Source organism: Pseudomonas sp. 203-8 (genome assembly GCF_020708595.1).
Classification (GTDB): Bacteria; Pseudomonadota; Gammaproteobacteria; order Pseudomonadales; family Pseudomonadaceae; genus Pseudomonas; species Pseudomonas aeruginosa.
In genome coordinates, this window is record NZ_JAJFDF010000001.1 from 125786 (window position 1) to 144172 (window position 18387).

Here is an 18387-nt window from a genome sequence, read left to right on the forward strand (position 1 = left end):
GGCGACACTATACGCGTCAGTGCTCCTCGCCCTTGCCGACTTCCTTCAGCCAGCCGTTATGGTGCTTGCGCGCCCAGGCGCGGCTGACCTTGCCGTAGAGCATCGCGCCCATCGAGCCCTTGACCCAGATGCCGGCGTAGATATGCACGATGATGCTGGCGATCAGGACGAAGGCGGCGAAGGCGTGCAGGAGCGCCGACAGGCGGATCGCCTCGATGCCGAACCAGGCGCTGAAGTACTGGCGCCAGATCACGATGCCGGTGACCAGCAGGGTCAGCATGCTCAGCAGCAGCACCCAGAACAACAGCTTCTGCCCGGCGTTGTAGCGGCCGACTTCCGGGAGGTTCTCCTCGCGGTTGCTGACCACGTCGCGCCACTGCTTGAGCCACTGGATATCGCTCTTCTGCACCCGGTTGTGGTGGGCGAAGCGCACCACCAGGCCGAGGAAGAAGACGAACATCGCCAGCCCCAGGAAGGGGTGCAGGATACGCGTCCAGGGACCGCCGCCGAACAGGTTGGTCAGCCAGAACAGCGCCGGGTGGAACAGCGCCAGCCCGGACAACCCGGCCATGAAGAACAGGATCGCCACGGCCCAGTGGTTGCTGCGCTCGTTGGCGTTGTAGCGCTGGATTTCATTTTTCATTTCCGACTCCTCGAGAGCGCCGCCGCTGCCGCCGGGTCGCGGAGGACCGGCGGCAACGCCCGCGCGCAGGCTCAACGACGCTCGTGCGGGTCAAAGGTGTGTACCGACGGATCGACCTGGTGCACCGGTGCCTCGGCTTGCCCGTGGTCTTCCTCGTCGTCCGCGCGGTTGGGACCGACGCGCACATAGTGGAAGAACCCGGCGAGCACCGTGGCGCCCATGGCCAGCAGCGCCAGCGGCTTGGTCACGCCCTTCCACAGGCTGACCAGCGGGCTGACGCTCGGCTGGTCGGCCAGGCCGGCATAGAGCGACGGCTTGTCGGCGTGGTGCAGCACGTACATCACGTGGGTGCCGCCCACCCCTTCGGGGTCGTACAGGCCGGCGTTCTCGTAACCGCGGCTCTTCAGGTCGACGATGCGTTCGGCGGCGTGTTCCTTCATGTCCTCCTTGCTGCCGAAGACGATGGCGCCGGTCGGGCAGGTCTTCACGCAGGCCGGCTCCATGCCCACCGAGACGCGGTCGGAACACAGGCTGCACTTGTAGGCCTTGTGGTCCTTCTGCGAGATCCGTGGGATGTCGAACGGGCAACCGGTGATGCAGTAGCCGCAACCGATGCACTTGTCCTGGTTGAAGTCGACGATGCCGTTGGCGTACTTCACGATCGCCCCCGGGCTCGGGCAGGCCTTCAGGCAGCCCGGCTCGGCGCAGTGCATGCAGCCATCCTTGCGGATCAGCCACTCGAGGTTGCCGGCCTCGTTCTCGTGCTCGGTGAAACGCATCACCGTCCACGAGTCGGCCGTCAGGTCCATGGGGTTGTCGTAGGTGCCGTGGTTGTGGCCGACCTCGTCGCGCAGCTCGTTCCATTCCGAGCAGGCGACCTGGCAGGCCTTGCAACCGATGCACTTGGACACGTCGATCAGTTTCGCCACTTCCTCCTGGTTCCGCACCGAGGGCATCGGCGTGGTGGTCGCGGAGCGGGCGTGGATGTCCTGACTACTCATGTTTCACCTCACGCCTTTTCCACGTTGACCAGGAACGACTTGAACTCCGGCGTCTGGGTATTCCCGTCGCCCACGAAGGGGGTCAGGGTGTTGGCCAGGAAGCCGTTGCGCGCCATGCCGGCGAAGCCCCAGTGGATCGGGATGCCGACGTGGTGCACGGTCTTGCCGTCCACCTGCAGCGGGCGGATGCGCTTGGTCACCACCGCCACCGCCTTGATGTAGCCGCGGTTGGAGGAGACCTTGACCTTGTCGCCGGCATTGATGCCCAGCTCCTTGGCCAGCGCCTCGCCGATCTCGACGAACTGCTCGGGCTGGGTGATCGCATTCAGCCGGCAGTGCTTGGTCCAGTAGTGGAAGTGCTCGGTGAGCCGGTAGGTGGTCGCCGCGTAGGGGAACTCGTCGGCCGTGCCGAACAGTTCCATGTCGTTCTTGAACACCCGTGCCGCCGGGTTGCTGATCGCCTTGCGGTTGTCGCGGTGCAAGGGGTTCACCCCGATCGGCGTCTCGAACGGCTCGTAGTGCTCGGGGAACGGGCCTTCGGCCATCTTGTCGACGGCGAACAGGCGAGCCACCCCTTCGGGGTTCATGATGAACGGGTTCATCCCGGCTTCCGGCGGTACGTCGGCCTTGTAGTCGGGCACGTCGGTGCCGCCCCAGGACTTGCCGTTCCACCACACCAGGCGCTTCTTCTCCGGGTCCCACGGCTTGCCGCTGACGTCGGCCGAGGCGCGGTTGTAGAGAATCCGCCGGTTCGCCGGCCAGGCCCAGGCCCAGCCGAGGGTCTGGCCCATGCCGTAGGGGTCGCTGTTGTCGCGGCGGCCCATCTGGTTGCCCTGCTGGGTCCAGGAGCCGGCGAAGATCCAGCAGCCGCTCGCCGTGCTGCCGTCGTCGCGCAGCAGGGCAAAGCCCGGCAACTGCTCGCCGGCCTTGGCCAGGATCATGCCGTTGGCCGGGTCGACCAGGTCGCTCAGGGCCTTGCCGTTGAACTCCCGGGCCAGTTCGTCCGGGCCCGGTTCGTCGGGCTTGAGGTAGGACCAGTCGAGGCCGAGGATCGGGTCGGGGAAGGCCCCGCCGTCCTTGCGGTACATCTCGCGCAGGCGGTGGAACAGCCCGGCCATGATGGCGATGTCCGGACGCGCCTGGCCCGGCGGCTCGGCGCCCTTCCAGTGCCACTGCAACCAGCGGCCGCTGTTGACGATCGAGCCGTCTTCCTCGGCGAAGCAGGAGGTGGGCAGGCGGAACACCGTGGTCTTGATGCTGGCGGTGTCGACGTCGTTGTACTCGCCGACGTTGCGCCAGAACTCCGAGGTCTCGGTCACCAGCGGGTCCATCACCACCATCCACTTCAGGCGCGCCAGCGCGGCGCCGACCTTGGCCTTGTTGGGGAACGAGGCGATGGGGTTGAAGCCCTGGCAGAAGTAACCGTTGACCTTGCCCTGGTACATCATGTCGAAGTAGCGCAGCACGTCGTAGCCGGCGCCCGGCATGTCGAGCTTGGGCAGCCAGTCGTAGCACCAGTTGTTTTCCTTGGTCGCCGACTTGCCGAACCAGGCCTTCATCAGGCTGACGTGGAACTTGCCGTAGTTCTGCCAGTAGGACAGCTGTCCCGGGCGCAGCGGCTTGGCCGTGCGCTTGGCGATGTAGGCGTCGTAGTCCTGCTCGGCGTCCATCGCCAGGGTCAGGTAGCCCGGCAGCGAGTTGGACAGCAGGCCGAGGTCGGTCAGGCCCTGGATGTTGGAGTGGCCGCGCAGGGCGTTCATGCCGCCGCCGGGCATGCCGATGTTGCCCAGCAGCAGCTGGACCATCGCGCCGGTGCGGATCATCTGCGCGCCTACCGAGTGCTGGGTCCAGCCCAGGGCGTACATGATGGTCATGACCTTGCCCGGCTTGGAGGTCTCGGCGATTTCCGCCCAGACCTTGAGCATCATGTCCTTCGGCGTACCGCAGATGTTGCTCACCACGTCCGGGGTGTAGCGGCTGTAGTGCTGCTTGAGCAGGTTGAACACGCAGCGCGGGTGGGTCAGGGTCGGGTCGACCTTGGCATAGCCGTCCTCACCGATCTCGTAGCCCCAGGAGGACTTGTCCGGGTAGGTCCGCTTCTCGGCATCGTAGCCGTTGAACAGGCCGTCCTCGAAGCTGAAGCCTTCCTTCACGATGAACGAGACATCGGTGTAGTTGCGCACGTATTCGTGCTGGATCTTGTCGTTTTCCAGCAGGTAGTTGATCAGGCCGCCGAGGAAGGCGATGTCGGTGCCGGTCCGGATCGGCGCGTAGTAGTCGGCGACCGAGGCGGAACGGGTGAAACGCGGATCGACCACCAGCAGCCGCGCCTTGTTGTGCGCCTTGGCTTCGGTGACCCATTTGAATCCGCACGGGTGGGCTTCGGCGGCGTTGCCGCCCATGATCAGCACCAGATCGGCATTCTTGATGTCGGTCCAGTGGTTGGTCATGGCTCCACGGCCAAACGTCGGGGCAAGACTTGCCACCGTCGGGCCGTGTCAGACACGCGCCTGGTTGTCGAATCCCAGGATGCCGAGGGAGCGCATCACCTTGTGGGTGATGTAGCCGGCCTCGTTGGACGAGGCGGACGCGGCGAGGAAGCCGGTGGTCAACCAGCGGTTGACGGTCTGGCCCTGCTCGTTCTTCTCGACGAAGTTGGCGTCGCGGTCTTCCTTCATCAGCTTGGCGATGCGCTCGAGGGCTTCGTCCCACTCGATGCGCTTCCACTCGCTGGAGCCGGCCTCGCGCACTTCCGGATACTTCAGGCGGTTCGGGCTGTGGATGTAGTCCAGCAGGCCGGCGCCTTTCGGGCAGAGGGTGCCGCGGTTGACCGGATGGTCGGCGTCGCCCTCGATATGGATGATGTTCTGCGCGACGTTCTTGGCGCCGTCGCCCTGGCTGTACATGATCAGGCCGCAACCGACCGAACAGTAGGTACAGGTGTTGCGGGTCTCGACCGTGTGCGCCAGCTTGAAGTGGCGGACCTGGTCGGCGAAGGCCTCCGTGGGGGCCATCCCGAGCGCCGCAAGGCTCGATCCTCCAAGGCCTATACCGCAGACCTTGAAGAATTGCCGACGGTTCATATCCATCGTGCATCTCCTGCATCAGGCAAAGGACACCCGGGACATGGCCGGATGTCTCTGGTTAAAAGATAGCCAGCCTGGCGAGGTACGCCAGCCGGGCATGGCTACGGGGCAGCGAACCCTACACGAACGCTGGGTTTTTCTGCCTTGACCGGAGTCATTACACGGCGGCGCAAACCTTGTCCAGCAAGGTGCGCGGAATCGGGACAGGTCCGAACGCCGCGAGGCGCGCGAACAGGAGGTGATATCCAGGTGCCATTAGACCAAAGACTAATGCCGGGTCGCCTAGGGCTGCGGCGACCCGGCGAGCGGATCAGAGTCCGACGTTCCTGAGGCGATTGGCATGCTGCCGATAGACCTGGGTCGGGTCGCTCTCGAACAGGCTGACCAGGCCGAGCAACTGGTTGACTTCGTCCAGATGGTCCATCCGGTAGTTGTCCTTCACCACGCTGCCCAGGTGGCTGGAGCATTGGCCGACCAGACCGTCGTTGGCCTCGCCGAACAGCAGCCCGGTCACCGCCAGGCCGGCGGAGCTCGGGTCGAGCGCATTGGTCAGGGAGCCGGTGCCGCTCATCGAGTAGTAGCGCACCCCGGCTACCGTCTCCGCGCCCTGGCCACAGGCGCTGGCCGGGATCGCCTGCGGGAAGCGCTGGTTGAACCGCGCGGTGCCGGGAGTGTTGAGACTGTTCAGGGCAGCCAGCGCGTCGCCCTTGACCCACTCGCCGCCGTCGACGATGTCGACCACCGAGAACAGCGCCTCCACCGCCGAGGCGATCACCTCGGTGCCGATCGGCCCGAGGAACTCGCTGAAGCCGGTCACCGCGTCGGCTACCGGCGTGCCCTTGTGCGGCGTGCCCATGGTGGTGACCGAGGCCACCAGTTGCGGCGCCACCCCGGCGACGTAGCGCACGGTCATGCCGCCCTGGCTGTGGCCGATCAGGTTGACTTTCTCCGCGCCGGTCAGGGCCAGGACTTCCTCCACCTGCGCCAGTAGCTGTTCGCCGCGCACCTCGTTGCTGTTCACCGGCGACTGCGAGGTGGCGAAGACCTTCGCGCCGTCCTTCTCCAGGGCCGGCACGATAGCGTGCCAGTAGTCCACCGGGCCGACGCTCTTGAAGCCGAACAGACCGTGGGACAGCACGATGGGATAGCGCGTGCGGGTGTAGTCGGTCGCAGCGTGCACGGGAAGGCTGGCGGCCAGCGCTACCAGCGCCGCCGCGAGGAACGTCTTGTTCTTGTTCATCGTCGAGACTCCGTTCGGATTGGACAGGCAGTTGGCAAGGCACGTGCTGAGCGGGCCGGAACCCCAGCCTGACAGCGCCGCCAAAGGCGTCGAGCCGTGCTTAAGTTGGGCTTCCGGCGCAAGCCATTACCCCGGGTAACAGCGCCGCCGTTCCCATTCCGCCCGCCGCGCCGCAAGTGCTGTCGGAGAGCTTTCGATGCCTGTCACCCGGGGCCACAGCGGTGCAGCGCAGCGAGCACCTATCCGATCAGCCAGTCCGCCGGCTTGACCGAAATGCCTGGCGGTTCCGGCAAGCGGGCCGCATTCGGCGGCGGCGCAACTTCCTATGGTGAAGCGTCCCTGGCTACCGGAACCGCGCCATGCGCAACCCCTACCCGCCGCTCGCCGCCGCTCCCTATCCGCACCTGCTGGCCCCGCTGGACCTGGGCTTCACCCGTCTGCGCAACCGCGTGGTGATGGGTTCGATGCACACCGGGCTGGAGGATCGTCTGTGGGACTTCGGCAAGCTCGCTGCCTACTACCGCGAGCGTGCCCGGGGCGGCGTCGGGCTGATCGTCACCGGCGGTTTCGCGCCCTGCCGCGAAGGTTGGCTGCTGCCCTTCGGCAGCAGCCTCACCAGCGCCCTGGAGGTGCCCGCCCATCGTCGCCTGACCCAGGCGGTGCATGCCGAGGGCGGCAAGATCCTGCTGCAGATCCTCCACGCCGGGCGCTATGGCTACCACCCGATGGCGGTGTCCGCCTCGCCGTTGAAGTCGCCGATCAGTTGGTTCACCCCGCGCGAGCTCTCCGAGCGCGGCATCCGCAAGACCATCCGCGCCTTCGTCCGTTGCGCGCGGCTGGCCAAGGCCGCCGCCTACGACGGCGTGGAGGTGATGGGCAGCGAAGGCTACCTGCTCAACCAGTTCCTCTGCCCGCGCACCAATCGCCGCGACGACCAGTGGGGCGGCCCGCTGGAAAACCGCATGCGCCTGGCGCTGGAGATCGTCCGCGGCATCCGGCGGATCGTCGGCCAACGCTTCATCCTCTGCTATCGCCTGTCGCTGCTCGACCTGGTCGAGGGCGGCAATACCTGGGACGAGGTGCGGCGCATCGCCCTGGCCCTGGAGGAAGCCGGAATCACCCTGCTCAACACCGGCATCGGCTGGCACGAGTCGCGCGTGCCGACCATCGTCACCTCGGTGCCGCGCGCGGCCTTCGCCGAGGTCAGCGCACGGCTGCGCCACGAGCTGAAGGTGCCGGTGATCGCCAGTAACCGGATCAACACCCCCGAGGTCGCCGAATCCCTGCTCGCCACCGACAAGGCCGACCTGGTGTCGATGGCCCGGCCGCTGCTGGCCGACCCGCAGTTCGTGGCCAAGGCCGGCGCCGGCCGGGCCGAGGAGATCAACACCTGCATCGCCTGCAACCAGGCCTGCCTCGATCATGCCTTCGCCAACCGCCGCGCCACCTGCCTGGTCAACCCGCGGGCGGCCTTCGAGACCGAGTTGCGCTACCGCAAGGCGCGCACGCAGAAGCGCATCGCGGTGATCGGCGCCGGCCCCGCCGGGCTCTCCGCCGCCTGCGTGGCCGCCGAGCGCGGGCATCGGGTCAGCCTGTTCGAGGCGAGCGGGGAAATCGGCGGGCAGTTCAACCTGGCCAAGCGGATTCCCGGCAAGGAGGAGTTCCGCGAAACCCTGCGCTACTTCCGCGTGCGTCTGGAACGCCTCGGCGTCGACCTGCGCCTCGGCCACCGGGTGCGCCAGGGCGAGCTGGACGGTCAGTTCGACGACGTGGTGGTGGCCACCGGCATCCAGCCACGCCGGCCAAGGATCGACGGCATCGGCGGACCGACCGTACTCAGCTACGTGGACGTGCTGCGCGGCGCGCCGGTGGGCGCGCGGGTCGCCATCGTCGGCGCCGGCGGCATCGGCTTCGACGTCGCCGCCTTCCTCGTCGCCGCGCCCAGCGACGGCCAGCCGCGGGCGCTCGGCGAATGGCTCGCGGAATGGGGCGTGGACCTCGACAACAGCCAGCCCGGCGGCCTCCGCGAACCCGCTCCGACGCGGCCGGCGCGCCAGGTCTGGCTGCTCCAGCGCAAGCCCGGCGCTCCCGGCGCGCAGCTCGGCAAGACCAGCGGCTGGGTACACCGCGCACACCTCAGGCACAACGCCGTACGCATGCTCGGCGGGGTGGAGTACCTGAAGATCGACGAACGCGGCCTGTTGATCCGCGTCGACGGCGAGGAACGCTGGCTGGAGGTGGACAACGTGGTGATCTGCGCCGGCCAGGAGCCGCTGCGCGAGTTGCAGATCAGCCAGGCGGCGGAAAGCCTGCGCTTCCACCTGATCGGTGGGGCGCGGGTGGCAGGGGAACTGGATGCCAAGCGGGCGATTCGCGAGGGGGCCATGCTGGCGGCGCGCTTGTAGGGGGATAACGCCGCTGGCGGTATGGCTGCCGTAGGGCGAACAACCGCTCGCGGTTACCCGCCGGGCGGAATCCGAGGGCGTGCGATGGGGTCTCGCGTTTTCCTCCTCCGCCCCCGCCTGGTGCATACTGTGCGACTCCCCGTACCACTCCGGCCCGTCCCTCGCCATGCGCGGGGCGCGCTCGCCGTCATCGTTCCAGGAGTCTTGCATGCCCACTCCACCCTGGTGGCTGTTCGTCCTGCCCCTGCTCGCCGGCGCCTGCCTGCCGCTGCAGGCGGGGATCAACGGCCAGTTGGCCAAGCAGGTGTCCAGCGTCCTCGCCGCGGCACTGATCTCGTTCTTCGTCGGCACCCTCGGGTTGCTCGCCCTGACCCTCTCGCAGCGCGAGTTTCCCGGCCTGGCGGCATTGCGCGGGCTGAGCTGGTGGCACTGGTGCGGCGGTTTCCTCGGCATGTTCTTCATCTTCATCGCCGCCTTCGCCGCACCGCGCATCGGCGCGCTGATGTTCATGGTGCTGGTGCTTGCCGGCCAGCTGGGCATGGCCATGAGCCTCGACCACTTCGGTTGGGCCGGCTTCCGCGAGGCACCGATCAGCGCGCTGAAGCTGGGCGGGTTGGCACTGATCGGCGCCGGCATCTGGATGATCCGCAAGGGCTGAGTGCGTCTTGCCGCGGACGCGTCGGCCGGCCTATAGTCGGCCTCGGCGTTCTCCACGCCTCCCGTCCGCGGAAAGGGCAGCGCCCAGGCGATCCACCCCACGCATCGCGCATGCGACTCCAGGCCTGATGGCGGACAAGGCTGCAGAGGAGATCGTATGTCCTTTTCCCGCATTCTCGGCGACGGCCGGATCAATCTCGAACAGCAACGCAAGCGCGCCAAGGAGCTGTTGCGCCAGTGGCGCCGCGACCCGGCCAGCCGTACAGGGCTTCCGGGGCAGGCGCCGCGCCTGGCCGACGCCCAGTGGCAGGTGGCGCGCGAACTGGGCTTCGCCAGTTGGCCGCGACTCAAGGCGCATGTCGACGCCATCGCCTTCGCCAGCCGCCACCCCGATCTGGTCGGCGGCGATGAGGCCGCGACCCTGCACCTGCGCTGCGGCAACGACATCGCCCACGGCCTGAAGCTCGCCGGCTTTCGCGGCGGCTTCCGGATGTTCGCCGACCCGCTGACCATGGGACCGGTGCCGAACCTGCCGTTGCCCGAGTTCCTCGCCCTGCGCAGCGACTACCTGAGCCGCGCCTTCGACCTCGACCCGGCCGACGCCCAGGCCCGCCAGCGCCAGGAATACGCCGGGCTCGAGCGGCTCGGCGAATACTCGCGGGTGGCGCTCTGGTGCGAGGCGGATGCCTACGACCAGTTGTTCCTGGTCCGGGTGCTGGCAGGAATGCAGACGCCGCCGGAGCACCTGGAACTGATCGAGATCGACCGCGTGCCAGGCGTCGAGCGCTTCGTCGGCATCGGCCAACTGGCGCCTGAGCTGCTCGCCTGGCTATGGACCCGGCGTCGCCCGCTGGACGCCGAAGCCCTGGCGCTGGCCCGCGCGGCCTGGGACGCCTACCGCGATCCGGCGCCACTGCGCTGGGCGCAACTGGCCGCCGCGCCGACCCCGGCGCTACCGTTGCTGGGGCCGGCGCTGCGTCGGCAACTGCATGAACTGCCGGCCCTGCGCGACGGCCTGTCGCTGAGCGAACGGCTGACCCTGGAGATCGTCCGCGACAGCGAGCGGCCGAGCGCCGGCCAGGTCTTCGCCGAGCTGACCGCACGGCGCGAGCCGCTGCCCTATCTCGGCGACCTGATGTTCCGCGTCCTGCTCCGCGCGCTGCTGGAAGAGCCCGGCGCGCTGCTGCGCACGCCGGCACCGGAACTGCCCTGGGAACGCCAGCCGCTGGCCCTGACCGCTGCGGGCCGCGAGGTCCTGGCCGGGCGGCGCTACCGCCTCGACCTCGGCGCCCCCGAACGCTGGGTCGGCGGCGTATGCCTGCGCGCCGGCACCGCGCACTGGGCGCTGGACGAGCAGGACCGGCCGGTATGGCGGGAGGACCCTCGGCACTGACGCTCATCGCCCGGACGAGCGCAACGGGCGCGCAGCCACTATCATTGCGCGCCCGTTTTCCCCGCACCCGCCCGCCGATGAAGAAAATCCCGCTCGCCGCCGCCGACCCCGACCGCCTGGATACCTGGGTGAAATACCGCGAAGGCCTGTGCGGCGAGTGCAACGCGACCTGCTGCACGCTGCCGGTGGAAGTGCGCATCGACGACCTGATCCGCATGCGACTGGTCGACGAGTTCGAGCGCGAGGAGCCGGCCAAGCGAATCGCCAAGCGACTGGAAAAGGATGGCGTGATCGAGCACTTCAACCACAAGCGCGAGATCTTCACCCTCACCCGCATGGCCAACAGCGACTGCCTGTACCTCGACCGCAAGACCCGCCTGTGCACCATCTATGCCCGCCGCCCGGACACCTGCCGCAACCACCCGCGCATCGGCCCGCGTCCCGGCTACTGCGCCTACCGGCCGAGGTAGTCTCAGCCAGGCGGCGCCACGCCCTGGCATAACTGGTACTGTCCCACCGGCGGCCGGCAGCGCAAGCGCTGGCGCACCTCGTCGGGCAAGGCGCCGAACGAACGCGAGCGGATCGCCAGCAGGGCGTCGCGACGCAACCAGCCGGCCAGCTCGCTGTCCTCCGCCCGTTGCGCCCGCCCGCCGCTGTAGAACACTGCCGAGTACGGCCGCTTCGGCCAGAACACCAGCGGCCGCTCGCGCCAGCCGGCGTCGCTGGCCAGCAGCGCGGCGGTGGACTTCTGCTCGGCGCGCGAGCCCAGCAACAGGGAGCCGAGGAACAGCGCGAACAGCAATGGGGTCAGTGCCAGGCAAGCCAACCCGCCACGCCGCAGCCAGGCGCTGCGCGCCACCGGCGCGCGCAGCAGGTCGGCGGCGAGCAACGCCAGGGCCGGCAGGCCGGGCAGCACGTAGGTCCAGAGGACGTTGCCGGCGAAGGTGAAGAACAGGCACGGCGCCAGTCCCCAGAACAGCCAGTAGCGCCTGCGCGAGGCGACGCCATCGACCACCTCCCCGCGCTGGCGCCAGCCCAGCCAGAGCAGCAGCGGCAGCCAGAGGCTCCAGGGAAACGCGGCGGCCAGCAGGAACAGCCAGACGCTGCCGTAGGGATAGGCGTGGGCATTGCCGTAGCGGTCGCCGTCCCAGCCGGCGGTGACGAAGCGCTGCCAATGCTCGCCGAGCAGGAAGTACTCGAGGAAGCCCGGCGTCTTCAACTCCGCCAGCAGGTACCAGGGCGCGGCCACCAGGAGCATCAGCAGGCTTCCGCGGATCCATGGCAGGCCCCGCCAGAGCGCGCGCCAGCGCCACTCCAGCAAGGCCCACAGGCCGATCGGCAGTCCGGCGAGGATCAGCGTCAGCGGCCCCTTCGCCAGCAGCCCGAGGCCGAGGCCGAGGAACATCAGCCAGCCCTCGCGGCGCCGGATTCCCTCCGCGCCATGCAGGCCCAGCCAGAAGCCGCGCATGGCCAGGACCAGCGCCAGGGCCAGGGCCATGTCGGTCATTACCGCCCCGGAGGCGACGAAGAACAGCGCCGAACTGCCCAGCAGGACGCAGGCGATCCGCGCCTGCCGACGATCTTCGCGAGCCTGCCAGTCCCATACCAGCCACAGCACCAGCACGCCCAGCAACCAGTGCGGCAGGCGGCTGGCGAACTCGTTGGCGCCGAGCAGAAGCTGGCCGCCGGCGCTGAGCCAGAAGGCCAGCGGCGGCTTGCCCCAGAACGGCACGCCGACGTCGTACCAGGGCGTGATCCAGTCGCCCAGTTCGGCCATCTTCCGCGCCACCTCGCCATAGCGGGCCTCGGTGGTGTCCATCAGCGGATAGCTGCCCAGGCTCAGCAGGCGGATGGCGAAGGCCAGGGCGAGCAGGAGCCAGGCCAGCGGCCAGCCGCGCAGCGCCCTCACGGATTGGCCCCGCCGACCTGCGCCGGCAGGTAGCGGTCGATCAGGTAGAGCGGGCGGCGCCGCGCTTCCATGGTCATCCGCCCGAGGTATTCGCTACACACGCCGATGGCCAGCAGTTGCAGGCCGCCGATCAGGAACAGCGCGGCGATCACCGGCCAGTGTTCGTGGATCTCCTGCTGGCCGAAGATCCCGGCGAGCAGGGTCGCCAGGGCCGCCAACAGGCTGAGCAGGCCGAGGTAGCCGGCGACCTTCAGCGGCGCGGTGGAAAACCCGGTGATGCCTTCCAGGGCGAAGTTCCACAGCCGCCAGTAGCGCCACTTGCTGTGGCCGGCGACGCGGGCGGCGCGGCTATAGGCGATATCGACCTGGCGGAAACCGACCCAGGCGAACAGTCCCTTCATGAAGCGATTGCCTTCCGGCAGCTCGCAAAGGGCATCGACCACCCGCCGGTCGAGCAGGCGGAAGTCGCCGACGTCGCGCGGGATCGGCACCTCGCTGAGGCGGTTGATCAAACGGTAAAAGGCGCTCGCCGAGGCGCGCTTCAGCCAGCTTTCGCCGGCCCGGCTGCGGCGGCGCATGTTGACCATTTCGGCGCCGCCGATCCAGGCGTCGAGCATCTGCGGGATCAGTTCCGGGGGATCCTGCAGGTCGGCATCGATGACGATCACCGCGGCGCCGCGCGACAGCTTGAGCCCGGCGCTCATCGCCTGTTCCTTGCCGAAGTTGCGGGTGAAGCGGGCCACGCCCACCCGGCGGTCGGCGGCCTGTAGCTGGGCGAGGATCGTCGCGCTGCGGTCGGTGCTGCCGTCGTCGACATAGAGCACCTCGCAATCGTCGCCAAGGTCGCCGAGCACGGCGCCCAGGCGCTGGTGGAAGGCCGGCAGCACCGCCTCCTCGTTGAACACCGGCACTACCACGCTGAGCAGGCAGGGGGCCTCGAGCTTCGACGCCAGGGAAGGTTCGATCATCATGAGAAGGTCCAGAGTCGATGAAGGTGATAGGTCGCCAACAGCAGTGCGCCGGTCGCGGCGAGCTGGGCCAGGCGGTAGTCGAGTCCGGCGAGGTCGCCGAGCAGCAACACCAGGACGGCGTTGCCGAGTACGCAAAGCAGGCTGACGGCGAAGAAGCGCGGCAGCGAACGGAACACCGGGCCACGGTGGCGGAAAGTCTTCCGGCGATGCCCCAGGTAGGCAGCCAGAGCCCCGCAGCCTGCTCCCGTCGCGGCGGCCACGGCGGCGCCGACGGCGAAGCCCTCGACCAGGAGGGTCAGCACCAGGTAATGAACGGCGGTGGCACCGGCGCCGACCGAGACGAAACGCCCCAGGAGCATGCATGGCTTCCTCTGGAAACAACCGACGCCGGCATTCTAGGAAGGTGCGCAAAGCCCCGCGGTTAGCGCTGCGCAAGCTTCCTGACAGGTTTTCGCAGGGTTCCCCGCGGCAGGCCTGGAAGCCGCGTCGGACAAGGAATACACGGCAGGCAGAGGTCTGTTACCGGATATGAAAAACGGGTTTTCCGCAGGCCTCGCCGCCGTCGCTATACTGCCCGGCCGATCCGGAGGACCCCATGAGCCTGTTGCGCGATGCCTGGCGCCACGCCCCGACCCACCACAGGGTCTGGGCGCTGGCCGGGCCGATGATTCTGTCGAACGTTTCCGTTCCCCTGGTGCACCTGGTGGACAGCACGGTGGTCGGCCACCTGCCGCACGCCTACCAGCTCGGCGCGGTAGCCGTGGGCGGCAGCCTGTACACCCTGATGGTCGGCGTGCTCGGCTTCCTGCGCATGGGCACCACCGGCTTCGCCGCCCAGGCCGCCGGCCGCGACGATGGCGGCGCGCTGCGCCTGATCCTCGCCCAGGGCCTGGGCATGGCGCTGCTCCTGGCCCTGCTGCTCGGCGCGCTGGCCCTGCCCCTGAGCGGCTGGGCCCTGCAACTGATGCAACCGTCGGCGGAACTGACCGGCGAGGCCCGCGCCTTCTTCCATACCCGCCTGCTCGGCCTGCCGGCGGCCCTGGCCAGCTACGCACTGGTCGGCTGGTTCCTCGGCACGCAGAACGCACGGGCGCCATTGGCGATCCTGTTGACCACCAACCTGAGCAACATCGCCCTGGTGCTCTGGTTCGTCCACGGCCTCGACTGGGGCGTGCAAGGCGCGGCCCGCGCCTCGGTGCTGGCGGAATGGAGCGGCGCCCTGCTCGGCCTGGCCCTGACCCGCCGCGACCTGGCCCGGCGCCCCGGGCGGGCGCAGTGGCAACGCCTGCGCCACTGGCTGTCCTGGCTGCCGCTGCTGATGGTCAACCGGGATATCTTCATCCGCAGCCTGGCCCTGCAACTGGTGTTTTTCCTGCTCACCGTACAGGGCACCCGCCTCGGCGACGCCACGGTAGCCGCCAACGCCCTGCTGCTCAACGGCCTGCTCCTGACGTCCTACGCCCTCGACGGTCTCGCCCACGCGGTGGAGGCGCTCTGCGGCCACGCCATCGGCGCCCGCGACCGAGCCGCCCTGCGCCGCGCGCTGGTGGTAGCCGGTGGTTGGTCGCTGCTGGCAAGCCTGGCGTTCGCCGCGCTGTTCGCCTTGTTCGGCCACCTGTTCATCGACCTGCAGAGCGACATCGCCGGCGTCCGCGAAGTCGCCTACGCCTATCTGCCGTACCTGGCCTGCCTGCCGCTGCTGGGGATGTGGAGCTATCTGCTCGACGGCCTGTTCATCGGCGCCACCCGCGCCCGCGAGATGCGTAACGCGATGCTCGTCGCGGTGGCCGCCAGCCTGCCCCTCGGCTGGCTGTTGCAGGGGCTGGGCAACCACGGGCTATGGCTGGCGTTCCTCGCCTTCATGCTGCTGCGCGGGCTGGTCCTGGCCGCCTACGGCTGGCGCCTGACCCGCCGCGATGGCTGGTTCGCCGCTCAGGGCGCCGACAGCGGACGATAGGCGAGCATCAGCGGGACGTCGGCGGCGTGCGCGACCTGTACCAGTTCGCTGGCCAGGCGCCCACCGGGAAACACCAGCACCAGGTCCGGCGCGGCCTCGCCGAAGACGGCCTCGCCATACTCGCGCAAGGCGTTGTCGCTGCCACTGCGCTCCGGATAATCGTAGGCGCGCGAATCCGCGCCACGCTCGCGGCACCAGCGCTCGGCCTCGTCCGGCAGGCCGCTGCCGGCATGCAGCAGGTGGCCGAGCAGCGCCACCGGTTGCAGGCCGTGGCACTGGTCGAGCGCCAGGCGCAGGCGTTCGGCGTCCTTGAAATGGCGTCCGGCGCAGATCAGGAGGCGCATGCCGATCCCTCCCCTTGCCCTGGCTCGTCCGGCCGCTTCGCCATCGGATCGATGCCGCTGCGTTCGAGCAGCGGATAGGCCAGGGCGGTGACATGATGGTGGATGCGTCGGTAGTCGCGGAGAATGCGCTGGAACACGTCACCGGACTCCACCCAGGCACCGCGATCGTCGCGCAGGCGACGGAAGCGCTCGCGACTGGCATCGGCCTCCAGTCGCTGCAGCAACTTCTTGCGCGCCACCAGGCGCAGCGCGGCGTCCAGGTCTTCGCGAAGGAACGCGCTGATCGCCAGGTGCAGGCTCTCCTCGATCGCCGCCTGCAACGGCAGCATGCGGCCCAGCTCGAACTCGCTGCCGGCGCGACTGCGCCCGGCCCAGCGCATCGCCAGGGGCAGCAGGCTGTTGGCGACGAGATCGCCGATGTGCTCGATGTTGATGGCGAACAGGAGGATTTCCTGGGCACGATCGGCGTCGCTGTCGCCGAGGCCGTCCTGGCCGAGGTCTGCCAGGTAGGCGCGGATCGCCGCACTCAACTGGTCGAGGGCCTGGTCCTGGCGACGGATTTCCGCCGCCACCTTCGCCTCCGGTCGCTGCAACAGGCCGCTGGTGGCGCGCAGCATCAGACTGGCCATGTCGGCCAGCCGCAGGACTTCGCGAGTAGCGTTGGCCAGGCCGATGTTGGCCACCTCCAGCCCGGCTTCGTCGAGGTAGCGCGGCATGCCCGGCTCGTCGGACTGTGCCTCTTCCGGCAACAGGCGCGCGAGCAGCGCCGCAAGGGGTCCGGTGAAGCCGATCGCCAGCAGTGCCAGGGCCAGGTTGAAAGCACTGTGGAACCAGACCGCCGCCGCACCGCCGAGTGCGTTGGCCGGTTGCGCCAGCGCCGTCAGCCAGGGCAGCACCAGCAGGCAACCGAGCAGGCGCACCAGCAGGTTGCCCAACGGCAGGCGCCGCGCCACCCGGCTACCGGCCACCCCTAGCGCCGGCAAGGCGCCGCCGAGGTTGGCACCGAGCACCAGGGCCAGGGCGATGGGCAGCGAGACCAGTCCTGCCTGGGCCAGGGACGCCACCAGCAGTACCACCGCGACACTGGAATGGCAGGCCCAGGTCAGCAGCGCGGCGAGCAGCAGGGCGATCAGCGGATCGCCTTCGAGGCCGTGGATCACCGCGACAAAGGCTGGCGAGGCCTCGATCTGCTGCAGGGAATGGCCGAGCAACGCCAGCGCCAGAAGCATCAGGCCGAGTCCGATCAGGCACTGGCCAAGGCTCTCCAGGCGTGGACCGTCGCCCAGGCGGAACAGCAGCAGGCCGGACAGCAGGGCCAGCGGCGCCAGCAACGAGGTGTCGAAGCTGAGCAGTTGCACCACCAGGGTGGTGCCGACGTTGGCGCCGAGCATCACTGCCAGCGCCGGCGCCAGGCCCAGGGTGCCACTGGCAGTGAAGGACGCTGCCATCAGGCTGGTGGCGGTGCTGCTCTGCAGCAGGCCGGTGATGCCGAGCCCGGCGAGCAGGGCCAGCCAGCGGTTGCCCAGGTGGCGGCCGAGCCAGTTGCGCAGCACAGTGCCGAAACCGCGCAGCACGCCGCTGGAGACCATGTGCGTGCCCCACAACAGGAGGGCCACGGCACCGGCCAGGTTGATCAGGAGGATGGTTCCCAGCATGGCGGAACTCCCGGTTCGGAATGGATCGTGAAGGGAACGGGCTCATTGACCCATGGCCAGCCTGAGCGATGCACGGTTGAGCGCGCTCGAGCAGTCCAGCAGGTATTTCACTTCGACCTGGCTCAGGCGGCCGCTGGCGTATGCGCGCACGCTGACCACCATCAGCAGGTGCGCGGCCTTCGCCAGCAGCCGTGCTGCCAGGCCACAGAGCGCGCGGCGAGACGCGCCCAGGCATTTGCGTACGACGTTCATGGCTGCTTCCTCGGTGGAGGAGCGCGCCGCAGCGCGGCACGCCCTTGGGCTCAGAAACGCAAGGTCGCTCCCGAGACCAGCCATCGCTCGCGCTCGCCGCGCAGGTGGCCGCCGACCAGCAGATCGAGGTCCAGCCGTTCGCCCAGGTGCAGCCGCGGTCCGGCCTGCCAGCCGCTGTCGCCGGCCGACTCGCCGAAGCGTTCGGCGATCAGGGTCAACGGCTGGCCGACCCGGTATTCCATGCCCACGCCCCAGTTCCAGCGATGCCGGCGCTCGCCCTCGGCGTAGGCATGCCCCAGGCCGACCCCGGCGTTCAGGCGCAGGGCCTCGAACGGCTGGTAGCTCAGCGGCAGGTTGAAGCCGGCGCCTTCGAAGGCGTGCCGGCGGTCCAGGTAGAGATCCGCCGAGAGCGCGAAGGCCAACGCCAGGCCGAGGTCGTCGCGGGCCAGCAGCGGTGTCTTCAGCTCGGGGCTGAGGCGGCTGTGCCGATCGCCTGCGTCGCCCTCGCGCACCAGCGCCGCGCCGAGCTGCACCGATGGTAGGGCGGAGAAGGTGCAGGCTGGCGACAGCACCGACTGGTAGCGGTTGCCGTGGTGGCGTTCGCGCTGGTGCCAGGCGTCCAGGTTGCATTCGCCGACGGGGTCGATCTCGCCGTCGTCGACCCGGTAGGCGCCGCCCGCGGCGCGAGCCTCGGACAGCAGCGCCAGCAGCAGGACGCAGGCTAGCGCGGCGGCGACGAAGCCCAGGCGCCAGGACAGGGCGCGTCGCAGCGCGGCCGGCAGCGGTTGGAAAAGGGGCGCCCGCGGGCGCCGGTCGTGCAGGGTCATGATGCGTCTCTCCATGCGTGGGTCCGGTGTGCGTTGCGCGGCGCGGC

Annotated in this window: 16 protein-coding genes; 5 read left to right on the forward strand and 11 right to left on the reverse strand. The window is 69.0% G+C overall.

The features are described 5' to 3' along the window. Window positions 1-16: 16 nt before the first annotated feature. From LJF27_RS00625 to lipC, 4 genes are all read right to left on the reverse strand, one after another. Window positions 17-643, reverse strand: a complete 627-nt coding sequence (locus tag LJF27_RS00625) for a formate dehydrogenase subunit gamma (RefSeq protein WP_003095316.1) — start codon at window positions 641-643, stop codon at window positions 17-19. Window positions 644-714: 71 nt separating this feature from the next. Then, window positions 715-1644 carry a formate dehydrogenase subunit beta gene (gene fdxH, locus LJF27_RS00630; protein WP_003106793.1) on the reverse strand — a complete coding sequence of 310 codons (930 nt, stop codon included), beginning with the start codon at window positions 1642-1644 and terminating at the stop codon, window positions 715-717. A gap of 8 nt (window positions 1645-1652) precedes the next feature. Next, complete coding sequence (fdnG, locus tag LJF27_RS00635) at window positions 1653-4733, reverse strand: formate dehydrogenase-N subunit alpha (protein WP_010895684.1); 3081 nt, start codon at window positions 4731-4733, stop codon at window positions 1653-1655. 307 nt (window positions 4734-5040) lie between these two features. Next, window positions 5041-5970 carry a lipase LipC gene (gene lipC / locus LJF27_RS00640; protein ID WP_003095318.1) on the reverse strand — a complete coding sequence of 310 codons (930 nt, stop codon included), beginning with the start codon at window positions 5968-5970 and terminating at the stop codon, window positions 5041-5043. A gap of 359 nt (window positions 5971-6329) precedes the next feature. Between lipC and LJF27_RS00645 the strand changes: the two genes are divergently transcribed. The 4 genes from LJF27_RS00645 (at window position 6330) to LJF27_RS00660 (ending at window position 10895) form a co-directional block, all read left to right on the forward strand. Further along, window positions 6330-8375 (forward strand): NADPH-dependent 2,4-dienoyl-CoA reductase, encoded by a 2046-nt coding sequence (locus tag LJF27_RS00645; RefSeq protein ID WP_003116092.1) that lies wholly within the window; start codon window positions 6330-6332, stop codon window positions 8373-8375. Window positions 8376-8583: 208 nt separating this feature from the next. Then, complete coding sequence (locus tag LJF27_RS00650; RefSeq protein WP_003095321.1) at window positions 8584-9033, forward strand: DMT family transporter; 450 nt, start codon at window positions 8584-8586, stop codon at window positions 9031-9033. Window positions 9034-9189: 156 nt separating this feature from the next. Then, window positions 9190-10425, forward strand: coding sequence for a DUF1835 domain-containing protein (locus LJF27_RS00655; RefSeq protein ID WP_003116093.1), 1236 nt, complete (start codon window positions 9190-9192; stop codon window positions 10423-10425). Beyond that, complete coding sequence (locus LJF27_RS00660; protein WP_023116785.1) at window positions 10401-10895, forward strand: YkgJ family cysteine cluster protein; 495 nt, start codon at window positions 10401-10403, stop codon at window positions 10893-10895. Before LJF27_RS00655 ends, LJF27_RS00660 begins: the two co-directional genes overlap by 25 nt. A 2-nt stretch (window positions 10896-10897) precedes the next feature. On the opposite strand, the gene LJF27_RS00665 is transcribed toward LJF27_RS00660, so the two are convergent. From LJF27_RS00665 to LJF27_RS00675, 3 genes are read right to left on the reverse strand one after another with little or no spacing between them, the layout of a single operon-like run. Then, on the reverse strand, window positions 10898-12334 hold the full coding sequence (locus tag LJF27_RS00665; RefSeq protein WP_003123522.1) for an ArnT family glycosyltransferase: 1437 nt from the start codon (window positions 12332-12334) through the stop codon (window positions 10898-10900). Continuing rightward, window positions 12331-13305, reverse strand: a complete 975-nt coding sequence (locus LJF27_RS00670; RefSeq protein WP_003107470.1) for a glycosyltransferase family 2 protein — start codon at window positions 13303-13305, stop codon at window positions 12331-12333. The genes LJF27_RS00665 and LJF27_RS00670 overlap by 4 nt, the downstream gene beginning before the upstream one ends. Beyond that, window positions 13302-13664: a GtrA family protein gene (locus LJF27_RS00675; RefSeq protein ID WP_003095326.1), complete on the reverse strand. Its 363-nt coding sequence runs from the start codon at window positions 13662-13664 to the stop codon at window positions 13302-13304. The genes LJF27_RS00670 and LJF27_RS00675 overlap by 4 nt, the downstream gene beginning before the upstream one ends. 236 nt (window positions 13665-13900) lie before the next feature. On the opposite strand from LJF27_RS00675, the gene LJF27_RS00680 reads away from it, so the two are divergent. Next, on the forward strand, window positions 13901-15262 hold the full coding sequence (locus LJF27_RS00680) for an MATE family efflux transporter (protein ID WP_003095327.1): 1362 nt from the start codon (window positions 13901-13903) through the stop codon (window positions 15260-15262). Here the strand turns inward: LJF27_RS00680 and LJF27_RS00685 are convergent. From LJF27_RS00685 to LJF27_RS00700, 4 genes are read right to left on the reverse strand one after another with little or no spacing between them, the layout of a single operon-like run. Next, window positions 15238-15606: an SLOG family protein gene (locus LJF27_RS00685; protein ID WP_016562402.1), complete on the reverse strand. Its 369-nt coding sequence runs from the start codon at window positions 15604-15606 to the stop codon at window positions 15238-15240. The genes LJF27_RS00680 and LJF27_RS00685 overlap by 25 nt on opposite strands. After that, window positions 15594-17261, reverse strand: coding sequence for a Na/Pi cotransporter family protein (locus tag LJF27_RS00690; protein ID WP_003104322.1), 1668 nt, complete (start codon window positions 17259-17261; stop codon window positions 15594-15596). The genes LJF27_RS00685 and LJF27_RS00690 overlap by 13 nt, the downstream gene beginning before the upstream one ends. A 42-nt stretch (window positions 17262-17303) precedes the next feature. Next, complete coding sequence (locus LJF27_RS00695) at window positions 17304-17513, reverse strand: hypothetical protein (RefSeq protein WP_003104324.1); 210 nt, start codon at window positions 17511-17513, stop codon at window positions 17304-17306. A gap of 50 nt (window positions 17514-17563) precedes the next feature. Further along, window positions 17564-18340 (reverse strand): hypothetical protein, encoded by a 777-nt coding sequence (locus tag LJF27_RS00700; protein WP_003095332.1) that lies wholly within the window; start codon window positions 18338-18340, stop codon window positions 17564-17566. Window positions 18341-18387 lie beyond the last annotated feature (47 nt).